This is a genomic window from Cupriavidus sp. H18C1 (genome assembly GCF_049311595.1).
In the GTDB taxonomy this organism is placed as follows: domain Bacteria; phylum Pseudomonadota; class Gammaproteobacteria; order Burkholderiales; family Burkholderiaceae; genus Cupriavidus; species Cupriavidus cauae.
In genome coordinates, this window is sequence record NZ_CP186009.1 from 756956 (window position 1) to 769729 (window position 12774).

A 12774-nucleotide genomic window follows, 5' to 3' on the forward strand; every position below is an offset into this window, starting at 1 on the left:
AGGGCTGCCGATGGTCAAGAATAGCAAGAGCGGAGGAGACGATGCGCATAGATGGAATCTGTACGCACACTTACTCGAATGCGGACACGTTCACCGACTCCAAGCGTGAGCGATCAGACTCGATGCCTCGAGATGACATCGCGGTAGATGGAATCCCCTCAGGGAACGGCATCGACCCCATAGTGCAAGGCACCGAGGATATCGAGCAGGATCCCAAGCTGTTGGGCCAGCCATGTATTGAGCCACTTACCCAACGCACCGCTATGGAAGTACAGAACGCGGAGGCGGCTGGGCCAGCGGCAGGCGAGCGGAACCTCCAAACTCCAATTCCCCGGAATGCTGGCCACTCCTCCCAGGCAGCCACATGGCCTCCCCCGTATCTCTCTCACGCGAAGCTGTCGGAGACAAAGGGATGGCATCTGCTCAATGAAGTTACCTACGGCTTATGGAGCGCGGTAACGGTAGGACGCGAGGCGATGCACATCGCCGTGTCGTCGACCGACGAGTTGAAAACCTTCTCGGCCACTTCGTATCTGCCCGCAGCCAATGAAGGCGCCCTGGTCGGCAGCACGTTCGCACTGATCGAGGCCATCGGTACGGCTCATCTCGTATGGAAGGCAGGACGGAAGAAATCGGAACTGGACCAGGCGCTGGGCAAGCATGCTGAAGGACGGGACCGCTTTGTCAATGGCAATCCGGAAATCGCCAGTTTGCTCGGTGAGAGACACGCGCTGTCCACGTTGCTGAATACGTGGCCGTGCGATGCGGAAGCGAAGTTGCTGCCGGATTGGCAACGGGATTCGTCCGCATCCCCGTTGAACCTTCAGAGAACCCAGGCCGACCTGAAGGGGGTCGAAGAAAAGCTCGAGAAACTGGCGCTCGATCTCGCGGCGGATTTCGAGCACTACGTCCGCTACGAACAGGCCGCGAATCAGCTCGCGGAAGCGACCGACAATCTCCATTCCATGGGCGTTGCCGCCGCTCGGGACAGTGTCGTACAACTGGGCGGGGCCGCGTGCAATGCGACGGAAGCCGCGGTGAAACTTGGCGTGCAAGGCGTCGATCTTGCCGCAACCAGCATCGCCAGTGGTGCCTTCAGCCTTGCGATGGGCGCGTTTCACATGGGCGCAGGCGCGGTGGGATGGTATCAATCGGAACGGCGGCTCGTGGATCTGGCAGTGGTCCGTCAACGCGGCATGGATTTGCAGACCGCCGATGGACGGGAGCGGCAGGTTCTCGGGGCAGCCGAGCGTCATCGGCAATGGTTGACCGAGCAGGCGGCGCGGACGGGATCCGCGGCCGTGCAGCAGTCGCATGTCGCCAGCGCTGCCGCAGCGGCATCGCCGCAATCTGCCAAGGACGTCGAGAGCGCGAAGGAGCTGATCGAGATCGTGCTGCATCATCAGGAGAAGGCCTTCCAGGCCATCGAGGCAACCGAATTGAAGAAGAAATCCCGGGCGAAATTCCGCATGGGATATGCGACGGCTGCGATGGCAATTGGCGTTGGTTTCGTTGTGTTCGCGACGCTCGGCTCTGGCGGCGTGGTTGGAACCATATTGCTCGCCGCCGCCCTGGCGTTGGGCACCTTCTGGCTGGTTTCGGGCGTCGTCCGCTTCGTGAAGGACCGCATCGAGGCGAACGGGCAAGCGCAGCGCGACAAGCAATGGTTGGCGACGGCGCAGCGAATCGCCCAGGAGCAGCGGAAACCGACTGTCGACGAAATGCGCGAGAACCGATTTGTCGCCATCGATGCCATGCTCAAGGCCCTGCTCGACAGCGAGCGTCCAATCACGCGATGCGCGTTGACGGAAGCGCTGGTATCGCTAGGGATGGACGCGAACCTGCTCGAAGCGATCAGGCTGCGTTCATCGATCCGGCTGGATTCGACCTATGCGAAGGACCGCGAGGAAATCTCGCAGAAGCTGCGCTGTTTCGCATCGCAGGCGCAGACCGAAGCGCTGAAGAGCGCAATGGAAGGGATGGCGCTGCGTAGCGACGAGGCCATGCTCAAACCGCTGCGGCACCTGTTCCAGGAATTCATCGAAGGCAAGACTGCGATGCGACAGCAGTACGAGCGCCGGTCTGGAGCGTTGGCGTTCCTGCGAGACAGGTTGCCCGAACCCTTCTGGAAGAAGATCGGCGTTGGCAAGGTGGCCTACCGGCCGTTGGAGCCGCAATAAGCGCCAATAAGCGCAGGCCAACGCGCCGATCGCGCCGCGGTCTTCAGCCCTGACAGGCCTTCAGCACTCGCGCGGCATGCGTGTGTCCGGCCGCGGTCGCGTAAGTCAGCGCGGTTCGGCCGGAGTTGTCCCGCAGTTCCCAGTCGGCTCCCGCACCGAGCAGCACCGCCAGAATTTCGATATGGCCGTTTGCGGCGGCATGCATCAAGGCGGTGGCGCCGCGAATATCTCTCGAATCCACCGCGGCACCGTGGTGCAGCAGCGTCTGGGCGGTGTCGCGGTGTCTGCCGGGACCGAACCCGGAAGGGCCCTGGCGCCGTTCGTTTGCGGTCAACGTTGCGCCGGAGCGCGTAAGGGCGGCAAACGAACCCATCGTATCGACGCGGATCGCGCAAACGCGCTCCTGTAACGACGACCCGGAATAGAGCGTCGCGGAGTGCAGGGCGGCAAAGGCCAGTGCGGTGCGCCCTTCGCCATCCTTCGCATCGACCGCTGCGCCATGGCGCAGCAGGACCTCCACCGTGCCCCGGTGTCCGGCCACGGCGGCGAACATCAACGCCGTCCGGCCCAGCGCATTGCGGCTATCGACCACGGCGCCGGCATCCAGCAGCCGCTCGACAATGCCGTCGTGGCCGGCGATGGCGGCCGCCATCAGCGCGGTGTCGCCGCACTGGCTTGGCACGTCGGGGGCCGCCGAGGCGGCGAGCAGGCGCTCCACGACGGCACCATGCCCGTGAAAGGCAGCCAGCATCAACGCGGTATCGCCACTGTCCGCCGCGCCCAGATTCAACTGCCGCATGCCGTGCTCGTCGGCGTGGGCCAGCAGCATGTCGACGACGGCCTCGTGGCCCAGTTCGGCGGCGACCATCAGCGCCGTCTTGCCGCGCTGAACGGCGAGATCCAGAGGCATCTCGCACGACAGCAGCGTCGCGAGCTCGGCGAGGTCCGCCGAGGACACTGCCCGGGCCATGTTGGCGAGGTAGGCCCGATACCAGCCGTCCTGCCGTTGGAGCCCCGCCATGATCGGCTCCATGCCGGGTCGGGGCTGACGCTGTGTCCCGAGCCCATACTCATAGGCATAACGGCCATCGGCATCGGGGACGAAGGCGGCGAGCCAGGCGCCGGCGTCCCCCTTGCGACCGGCCTGGCTGAGCAACCACGCCAACCAGGCCGGATCGGTGTGTTGGCGGCTGAAGGCGATATGCATCGCGGTTTCGCCGCGCATATTGCGCGCATCGAGACGGGCGCCGTGTTCGAGCAGGCATGCCAGCACGGCGACCGGCGCCGCCGAACGGACCGCGTAGTGCAGGGGCGGATCGCCGTGCCGATCGCAGGTCCGCAACGCGTCGGGCACGGCCGCGAGCGCCTGCCGGACCAGCGTCAGTTTGCCGCTGCGGATGGCGGCGTGCAGGGCCGGGAGGGCGCTGTTGGCCGCGTTCGATGAGAGGGATCCGGGATACGGGGACGCGGACCGGGAAGCGGCGGCGCGCGGGGCCGGATGACCGCTGGCATTCGCGTCGTCGGGGATCGGTTCAAATGGGTTGCGCTGCATGGCGGCGTCCTCCGTCGGGACTGGCTCGCCGTCCGCCGCAAGGGGAGTGGGCGGGAACGGTGGCGGGCTTGGGGGAACGCCAGCCTACGCACGGTGCAGCGCGATTTCTTACGGAAATGTGTCGGCAGTTCAATCTTTCGCAACAAAGAGCGCCCGCACTGTTGTGCGAACGCAGCGAACTGCGGTCGGCGTGCCGGCGTGCGAGCCGCCGGGTGCCGAGGCGAGGGAGCGCGGGGCCGGAAGCGGGCCCGGGCGCCAAAAACGATGGGCGAGGCCGTCAATGGCCCCGCCCCCTGGGCAGGCGTCAGGCTCGGCGCCGCACCAGCCCGTAGATCACCAGCAGCACGATCGCGCCGATCACCGAGGCGATCCAGCCGGCCGGCTCCCCGGGGCGATACCAGCCGAGCGCCTGGCCGACATATCCGGCGATCAGCGAACCGCCTATGCCAAGCAATATGGTCAAGATCCAACCCATCTTGTCGTCGCCAGGCTTGATGGCCCTGGCGATCAGCCCGACGATCAGGCCGACGATCACCGTACCGAGGAATGACAGCATACGCATCTCCCAGTTGCGAGCGGCCGGCGGGTCCGAGCCGCTTCGGCGCCATCTTGCCACGCCTTTGGGCGCAGGGCGAGCAGTCCAGCGCACCGGACATTCAGACTTTTTGAAACGATCGTCCACGCCAGGACCGGCCGCAGTGGCCGCAGTGCTGGCAAACTGCGCCCATATCGCGAATCATCGCGCCATCGATCATTCACTGGGAGACCGCCGTGGGCGAATTGCAGGTCCTGCTGGAACAGCACGGGCTGACGCTGGTATTTCTGAACGTGCTCATCGAGCAGGCCGGGCTGCCGGTGCCCGCCTATCCTTTGTTGCTGGTTGCCGGGGCGCTGGGCATGCGCGAGACCGGCCCGTCGATCGGCGCGGTGCTGGGCGCCGTCGTGGTGGCCTGCCTGATCGCCGACTCGCTGTGGTACGCCGCAGGCCGGCGCCTGGGCCAGCCCATGCTGCGCACCATCTGCAAGGTATCGCTGTCGCAGGACAGCTGTATCCGGCAGACCCAGTCGCTCTATCTGCGGCTGGGGCCGCGCTCGCTGATCTTCTCCAAGCTGTTGCCGGGCGCCGGTGCGCTGTCGACCGCGATGGCGGGCATGACGGCCACGCCGTTCACGGTCTTCCTGTTCTACGACGCGATCGGCGCCGTGGTCTGGGCCGGCGGGGCGCTGATGATCGGCGCGGCGTTCAGCGATGCGATCGACGCGGTGCTGGACGCCTTCGGCACCTATGGCCACCTGGCGCTGCTGCTCGCGTTGCTGGCGCTCGCGCTGTTCATCGTATGGCGCTGGTGGAAGCGGGTCCGGCTGCTGCGCCGCACCCGGCTGATTCCCCGCATGAGCGTCATCGAGCTGGAGGCGCGGCGCCAGGACGGCCGCCTGCCGCTGGTGCTCGACGTGCGCGCGCCGGGCAGCGCGGCGCTCGAGCGTATCCCCGGCGCGCTGGCGGTGGACCCGGAGGCGCCGCTGGACGTCCTCGCCGAACATCCCCCCGGCCGTGGAGATCGTGATCTATTGCGCCTGCCCCAACGAGCTGTCCGCCGCGATGCTGGCGGAGCGGCTGCGCGCGGCCGGCTATGCCAATACCTGGGCGCTGCTGGGCGGCATCGACGCATGGAAGGAGCTGCATGGGGGAGCGCGTGCTGGCGGTCTGACGGGGCTTGCGCGCAGCCGACTGGGGCGGGAGACCCTTCCGACAACGCGGGAAGAGAACGGCTATAGTTGCCCTTCCAACTCGATCGCCGTCCATGGCGGACGCCTGGCGGCGCCGCGGCGTGCCGATGCGTCGATGTGCCGAATGGCCATCGATCGCGCCACGCCCGGCCAGAAAACCGTTCCCGCATCGCCTTCCCGCATGACCGCTCCCATTCCTGCCTACTCCCTGCTCGACCTGTCGCCGATTCCCGAGGGAAGCGACGCCGCCCAATCGATGCGCAATTCGCTGGATCTCGCGCAGCACGCCGAGCGCTGGGGCTATCGCCGCTTCTGGCTGGCCGAGCACCACAACATGCCCGGCATCGCCAGCGCCGCCACCGCAGTGCTGATCGGCTACGTCGCCAATGGAACCTCGACCATACGCGTCGGCTCGGGCGGCATCATGCTGCCCAACCATTCGCCGCTGGTGGTCGCAGAGCAGTTCGGCACGCTGGCCTCGCTGTTTCCGGGCCGTATCGACCTGGGACTGGGCCGCGCGCCCGGCACTGACCAGCTGACGGCGCGTGCCCTGCGCCGCAGCGCGACCCACGACACGGCCGACACCTTCCCGCAGGACGTCGAGGAGCTGCAGGCCTATTTCGACGAGCCGCGGCCCGGCCAGCGGCTGCGCGCGGTACCGGGCGCGGGCCTGAAGGTGCCGCTGTGGCTGCTGGGCTCCAGCCTGTTCAGCGCGCAGCTGGCGGCCTCGATGGGACTGCCGTTCGCCTTCGCCTCGCATTTCGCGCCGGGCTTCATGCGCCAGGCGGTGGATCTGTATCGGCAGACGTTCCGGCCTTCGGAGGCGTTGTCCCGGCCCTACGTGATGCTCGGCCTGAACGTGTTCGCCGCCGATACCGATGCCGAGGCGACCCGTCTGTTCAGCTCGCTGCAGCAGCAGTTCCTGGCCCTGGTGCGCGGCACGCCGGGCCGCATCCGTCCGCCGGTCGACGATATCGAATCGATGTGGAACGAGACCGAGGCCGCGCATATCCGCCGCTCGCTGTCCTGCTCGGTGGTCGGTGGCCTGGATACGGTGTGCGAGGGCATGCAGCGCTTCGTCGACGATCTGCACCCGGACGAGCTGATGCTGACCGCGCAGATCTACGATCATCAGGCGCGGCTGCGTTCCTTCGAGCTAGCCGCGCAGGCCGCGCAGCAATTGCGGCCGGTCAGCGGCGCGCAGACGCTGTAGCGCAGGCAGTCGTCATCGGCCCGTCGGCGGCGCGCCGGCGTACGCTCACACTTGTGCGCCGACCTGCGCGGACCTATGCGCCGACCTACGCGGCCGCGGTGGTGACGCCTGTCGCCGCGCCGCTCTGCGCCTGCCGATGGCGGCGCACGTTCTCGAGCAATTCGCGGCGCGCGGCGTCCAGCCAGCCGGTGCGGTGCCTGACCGGATCCCTCGGCGACAGCTTCGCCGCGCTGATCTCGCCAAGGAAGTAGCGCACCATGCTGCCCGCGCGCGCGGGCACCGGCATCATGCCCAGCAGCTGGCCGGGACCGATCACGCCCGTCTGCGCCGCGTGGCACAGGCCCGCCCATGCGGTCCGGCCCAGCGCCAGATAGAGCGCATCGTCGCGGACGCGTGTCAGCCGCTCGATAAACTGCGTCTCGAATGCGCGGCGCAGCATCGGTATGGCCAGCAGCGCTTCCAGCGTGCCATCGAAGGCCAGGCCACGTCGCATGGTCGCCTGCGGCAGCAGGGCCAGCGGCTGCAACAGGTGAAAGCCGTCTTCCCACAGCACGGTCGCCCGTTCGGCGCCGACCAGCGACGGAATGCCGAAATGATCGAGCATGCGGATCAGGTTGGGCCGCACCAGCGGCCCGCCCAGCTCGATCTGGCGCTTGTTTTCCAGCTGGACGATGCGGCCCGGCGCGTGCGCGCGCAGCAGGGCCTCGGTCAGTTCGGCGGCGAGCCGCACATGCATGTGTCCTGGCGTAGTGCTGACCAGCACCAGCCGGGCCGTGGCGTTGACATGTTCGAACGGCACGTAGCTCATCACGTAGGTGCCGTCGCTGTCCACGACGACGGGATGCGCGATCACGGCGTTGGCGCCGCCTTGCCGGACGCGTGCGCAGTAGTCTTCGATGTAGCTGCTCAAAGGTGCCCCCCGTTCCTCGGCGACGTATTTTCTGCCTGCGTATCGGCGGTTGCCGATGCTCGTCGTTTGCTTGCATGGTAAGCGCAGGGACGGTGCGGGCAAAGTCGCGGCGCGACGTTTCGGGCGCGGCGCGGCGGGGGATTGGTGGGGCAGCGAACAGATGGCGTCAACCGCGCGCGCAGAAGCGCCGGCCATGGCCACAGCGGGCTCGGGTTCGTTCAACCGCCGGTGCAGGCGAGCGTCGCGGGTCCGGCCCGCGGGTCCATCGCCACGATCGTCGGTGCCAGCCCGCGCAGCAGCTTGACCGACAAGGCGCTGGTGAAGTTGTAGCGCGCCGCGTGCGGGCCGCGTACATGCAGCGTGACGGTGCCGAAGTAGCGCTCGCCGATGGTGAAGACGAAGGTGGCAGAGCGGCTGACGGCGCGCGAGGCGATCACGTAGCCGCCGCGGCCGAACACCATGTGCCGATGATCGCCGGTACCGGTCTTGCCGCCGAGCGCCATGCCGCGATCGGCCGGAAACACGCCTTGCGCCGAGCGCGCGGTGCCGCCCTCGACCACGTCCAGCAGCGAGCGCCGCGCGAGCTCCGCGACGTCCTCCGGCAGCAGACGCTTGCGCTGCGCGGGCCGCAGCACGAAGCGGGTCTCGTAGGGCGTGCCGGCGGCGAAGTCGAGCCAGCGCACGGTCTCGGTGTACGGCTGTACGCCGTCGCTGAGCAGGATGCCGACCAGCTCCGACAGCGCCGCGGGACGATCGCCCGAGGCGCCAACCGCGCTGCCGTAGGAAGCGCGTCAGCGTATCGAAGGGATAGCCCAGCCGGCGCCAGCGCTCGCCGATCCGCTCGAAGGCATCGCGCTCGAGCAGGATGCGGATGCGGTTGTCCTGCCCCGCCTTGCTGCGCGTGCGGAACAGCCAGGTGTAGACCTCCTGCCGAATGTCGGCGCTGGCCTCCAGCACCTGCTTCAGGTCGGCCTCGGAATGGTCGTCCAGATAGTCGATCAACCACAGTTCGAGCGGATGGATGCGCGACAGGTAGCCCCGGTCGTTCAGCGAGAATTTGTCCTTGCCGTACTTGTCGTAGAGCTTGAACACATCCTCGTCGTCGAGTTTGGTGCCCAGCTTGGCGCGCAGATGCCGTGCGAAGGTGGCCTCGTCCATCGTCGGATCGGCGCTGCGCAGGGCGACCGCCACGCGCACGGCAACAGGCTTGACCCGCTGCAGCAGCAGCGCGATGCGGCCGTTCTTGTCGAGCGCGTTGTACTTGCGATAGAAGCCGGTCAGGAACTGGCTGCCCTCCTCGTCGGCGAAGCGCTCCAGCCATTTGCGCCGGCCGGGCGCATCGCGATCGGCCAGCAGCTCGCTGGCATCGGGATGCGCGCGGTGGACTTCGTAGCGGACGATGTCGCGCATCATGCGGATGAACACCAGATTGACCGAGTGCTGGAAGGCCCGGCGCACGGTCAGGTTTTCCACGCTGGCCGAGCGCTCGAAGTTGGTGAAGGTCTGCAGCCCACCGCCGGTGAAGAACGCCTCGCCGGCGCCGCCGGCGTACTTGCGTTCGAGCGCGGCCTCGAGCATCGCGCGGCGATCGCGGTTGGGGTTCTTCAGCAGCCAGTCGATCGTCCAGCGCGTCAGCCCATCCTGCGGCGAGACCGGGACGCGCTGCAGCTCGGCGCGCGTCATGCCCGCGTAGCGGTCGTGCAGCTCTGCCAGGATCTCGAGATAGGTCACCAGCGTGCGCAGCTTGGCGGTCGAGCCGAGATTGAGCCGGGCGCCGCTGTTCAGGTCGAATGGCTGGTCGATGTTGTCCGCCTGCACGCGCAGATAGCTGGCATTGCCGACCCGTTCGAACAGCGTGAAGCTGGCCGCCAGCTTCGACGGATCGTCGTGATCGCGCAGCATGTTGTGGCCGTAGAGGCCAAGTTCGCGCGCGCCCTCCTTGTCGCGCAGCTTCATCAGCGTCGCGGTGATCTGGCGCTGCGCTTCGGTATTGATCGTGCTGGCGACGGTCAGGTCGAGCCGGTCCAGGTCGTAGCGGCTCGATACACCGAGCAGGCGCGACAGGTCGGTGCGCACCTGGTTGATGGCCTTGCGCGTGACGAAGGGATCGGCGGGCGGCAGCGAGGGAATCGGCGCCTTGTCGAGCCGCGCGGCCAGCGCGGCGTCGCGCAAACGCGGCGAGATCACGCCCGCGCCGGCGAGCAGGCGCAGATAGCTGTCGGTCAGCGGCTCCAGGTTGGTGTCGTAGCGGCGCAGATGGTACGAGGGACGGCGCTGCGCGATGATCAGCGACAGCGCCTGCTTGAAGACCTGCGCCTCGCGCGGCGTCGGCGGCCTCGACTCGATCTCGTGCAGCATCCGGTTCGCTTCGTCGAAGTCCTCGCCGTACCAGTAGTACATGCCATCGCCGATGCCGTGGATTTCGCCGCGGCCATTGCGCGCCGACAGCGGTACCGTGTTCAGGTAGTCGACCACGATGCGTTCGCGCGCGCGCACGGTATCGCGGCCATCGAGATAGGCGCGCACCGAGGCCGAGCCCATCTGGCGCAGCTTCTCCGAGATCGACGACGTGCGCCCCTGCGGCGAGTGGCGGTATTTCTCGATCTGCGTCGCCAGCGTGCTGCCGCCCGGCGTATCGCGCTCGCGATCGACGATGGCGAACAGCTGGTCGACGCCGGCGCGCGACAGCCGGCGCCAGTCGAGCGCCGGATTGCGGGTCGGATATTCGGGATTGAGCAGGCCCTGGTTCTCGACGAACAGCAGCGAGTTGGCCAGGACCTGCGGCACTTCGCGGTAGTCCTGGTACTGGCGTTCGGGAAAACGCTGCACCGACACGTTGCGGTCGTTGCAATCGAGCAGCGCCAGCCCGGCGCGGGTCTTTTCGCGGTAGGGCGCGTACAGGCCGAGATCGAGGTATTCGAGCATCGCCTGGGACATCCGCGCCTGGTGCTCGCGCACGAAGCCGCGCGCTTCCAGCAGCTCGGTGTAGTGCGGAATGCGGGCATAACCGAGCCGCATATCGTAGGGCCCGGCATCGGGGAAGCGGATGCGGTCGCTGGCCCCGGGCGCGATGGTGTAGGTCAGGCGCTGGCCCCAATCGTGAAAATAGCGCGCCTGCCACCGCGAGGTGCGAACCTCGTCAGCGATCAGATGGGCGGCGAAATAGCAGGCGCCGCCAACCAGGACCAGCAGGACAACGATAGGCCAGACACGACGCGACACGGTTGGCTTCCGGTGCTATGGGTGGTCGATCGAAGCGTCATTGCGCACTACGGGCCGCGCGCCTCCGACTCTAGTATTGGCGCTAGTCGGCGTTTGCACAGGGGCCGCCGACAGAAAATTTTCCGGCCCGATCCTCGAGGTCGGCAAATGCGGCAGGGGGAGCGGCTCGCAGGGCCAAGTATGCCTTGGGCGCCGCTCGTGGTGAAGGGTGGGCTGCAGACAGGGCTCGGCCGCCGGCGCGCGACTAGTGCGGATCGGCGTCGCGGCCCGTCTGGCGCCTGGCCTCCGGCGCAACGCCCAGTCGCCGCGCCAGCCGGTGGAAGTTGCTGCGATCCATGCCGGCCGCGCGCGCGGCGGCCGCATAGGCGCCGCCGTGCCGCGCCAGCGCGGCTTCGATCCAGCGGCGCTGGAATTCGTCGGTGGCCTCGCGCAGCGTGCCGCTCCCGATGGGCTGGCTTGCCTCCGGCGAGCTTGCCGCCATGGGTTGCGCGGCGCGAGGGGCCGGCCTTTCATCCCGCTGCGCCGCGGCCGGCCGGCCGTGGAGGCCGACGTCTTCGTTGCCATGCGCCAGCCGGCCGGTGCCGCTGTCGAGCCCCAGGTGGCGCGGCTCGATCGCGATCCAGCGCGCGCCGCGGCGCGATTCGGCCAGCGCGCGCAGTGCCGCCCGGCTGATCAGATGTTCGAGTTCGCGGACATTGCCCGGCCAGGCATACGCCATCAGCGCCAGCGCCGCGTCGGGCGACAGCCGCAGGTTGCGCGCACCGAGCCGGTGCTGGTTTTCCTCGAGAAAGCCGCCGGCCAGCGCCAGCACATCACGCCCGCGCTCGCGCAGCGGCGGCACGCGCAGCGGATAGACCGACAGCCGATGGTACAGATCGGCGCGAAAGCGGCCCTCGGCCACCGCCTTGCCCAGGTCGCGGTTGGTTGCCGCCAGCACGCGGACATCGACCCGCAGCAACCGGTCGCTGCCGGGCCGCTGCACTTCCCCGCTCTGCAGCACGCGCAGCAGCTTGGCCTGGACCGGCAACGGCAGTTCGCCCACCTCGTCGAGAAACAGCGTGCCGCCGTCGGCCAACTCGAACTTGCCGACGCGGTCCTGCACCGCGCCGGTGAAGGCGCCGCGCTTGTGCCCGAACAGCTCGCTGTCGGCCAGCGTCTCGGGCAGCGCCGCGCAGTTGATCTGCACCAGCGGCCGGTCGCGGCGGGCGGAACGGTCGTGCAGCCGCTGCGCGACCAGTTCCTTGCCGACGCCGGTCTCGCCCAGGATCAGGACGCTCAGATCCGACCCCGCCACGGTGTCGATTTCCTGCTTGAGCCGCTTCATCGCCGTGCTCTTGCCAAGCAGCTCGCGCGGCTGGCCACGGGCCTGCAGCGCGCGGCTCATTTCGCGCTCGCGCGCAGCCCGTTCGGCCAGCGCGCGGATCGTCTCGTCGGCCTCGATGCCCGATTCCAGCATCGTCACCACCGCCTGCATCTGCGTCGCCGAGATGTCGGCGAAGGCGCCGGGCTGCAGCGCGTCCAGTGTCACCAGGCCCCACAGCCGGCCGCCGCAATGCAGCGGGGCGCCCATGCAGTCGTGGATCGGCAGAATGTCCGGCTGGCCTTCGATCAGGCCGTCGTACGGGTCCGGCAGGCCGCAATCGGCGGCAAACCGCACGCCGTCCTCGCTGTCGAGCAGTTGCGCCAGGCGCGGGTGGGCCGAGACGGGGAAGCGGCGTCCGAGCGCATCGTCGCTCAGGCCGTGGACGGCGACCGGCACCAGCACCTCGCCTTGCAGCCGCAGCAGGGCCGCGGCATCGCAATGCACGATGCCGCGTGCGGCGGCCAGCAACTGGCGGAAGCGGCCTTCGTCGGCGAGCGTGGGGAAATCGGAATTCGTGGTCATGTAGACAACATTGTGGTCTTTTGAACCACGTCCCTCGTGTAGTCATTCGGACAACTGCGCGACATGATGCCATGAAAATCAAGG

General features: G+C 68.0%; 6 protein-coding genes and 1 pseudogene. 3 read left to right on the forward strand and 4 right to left on the reverse strand.

The genetic code is table 11. The features are described 5' to 3' along the window. Positions 1 to 476: 476 nt before the first annotated feature. Complete coding sequence (locus tag OJJOAM_RS19240; RefSeq protein WP_422650759.1) at positions 477 to 2180, forward strand: hypothetical protein; 1704 nt, start codon at positions 477 to 479, stop codon at positions 2178 to 2180. A 43-nt stretch (positions 2181 to 2223) separates the two neighbouring features. Here OJJOAM_RS19240 and OJJOAM_RS19245 read toward each other — a convergent pair whose 3' ends face one another. Both OJJOAM_RS19245 and OJJOAM_RS19250 read right to left on the reverse strand, forming a co-directional pair. Next, positions 2224 to 3732 (reverse strand): ankyrin repeat domain-containing protein, encoded by a 1509-nt coding sequence (locus OJJOAM_RS19245; RefSeq protein WP_422650760.1) that lies wholly within the window; start codon positions 3730 to 3732, stop codon positions 2224 to 2226. Positions 3733 to 4036: 304 nt separating this feature from the next. Then, entirely contained in the window at positions 4037 to 4288 is a 252-nt protein-coding gene (locus tag OJJOAM_RS19250) for a GlsB/YeaQ/YmgE family stress response membrane protein (protein WP_006577258.1), read from the reverse strand. A gap of 215 nt (positions 4289 to 4503) precedes the next feature. On the opposite strand from OJJOAM_RS19250, the pseudogene OJJOAM_RS19255 reads away from it, so the two are divergent. Together OJJOAM_RS19255 and OJJOAM_RS19260 are read left to right on the forward strand one after the other, a co-directional pair. Continuing rightward, positions 4504 to 5419: pseudogene (locus tag OJJOAM_RS19255) on the forward strand (DedA family protein/thiosulfate sulfurtransferase GlpE); the annotation flags it as partial. Between the two features lie 222 nt (positions 5420 to 5641). After that, entirely contained in the window at positions 5642 to 6673 is a 1032-nt protein-coding gene (locus OJJOAM_RS19260) for an LLM class flavin-dependent oxidoreductase (protein ID WP_422650973.1), read from the forward strand. Positions 6674 to 6758: 85 nt separating this feature from the next. Here OJJOAM_RS19260 and OJJOAM_RS19265 read toward each other — a convergent pair whose 3' ends face one another. Together OJJOAM_RS19265 and norR are read right to left on the reverse strand one after the other, a co-directional pair. After that, positions 6759 to 10805, reverse strand: coding sequence for a transglycosylase domain-containing protein (locus OJJOAM_RS19265; RefSeq protein ID WP_422650761.1), 4047 nt, complete (start codon positions 10803 to 10805; stop codon positions 6759 to 6761). A gap of 244 nt (positions 10806 to 11049) precedes the next feature. Next, on the reverse strand, positions 11050 to 12690 hold the full coding sequence (gene norR / locus OJJOAM_RS19270) for a nitric oxide reductase transcriptional regulator NorR (protein WP_422650762.1): 1641 nt from the start codon (positions 12688 to 12690) through the stop codon (positions 11050 to 11052). Positions 12691 to 12774: the final 84 nt, after the last annotated feature.

Bases quoted from the DNA above. Each gene is read 5' to 3' on its own strand.
- OJJOAM_RS19240 (WP_422650759.1), top strand. From the start codon at position 477: ATGCACATCGCCGTGTCGTCGACCGACGAGTTGAAAACCTTCTCGGCC.
- OJJOAM_RS19245 (WP_422650760.1), bottom strand. From the start codon at position 3,732: ATGCAGCGCAACCCATTTGAACCGATCCCCGACGACGCGAATGCCAGC.
- OJJOAM_RS19250 (WP_006577258.1), bottom strand. From the start codon at position 4,288: ATGCTGTCATTCCTCGGTACGGTGATCGTCGGCCTGATCGTCGGGCTG.
- OJJOAM_RS19260 (WP_422650973.1), top strand. From the start codon at position 5,642: ATGACCGCTCCCATTCCTGCCTACTCCCTGCTCGACCTGTCGCCGATT.
- norR (WP_422650762.1), bottom strand. From the start codon at position 12,690: ATGACCACGAATTCCGATTTCCCCACGCTCGCCGACGAAGGCCGCTTC.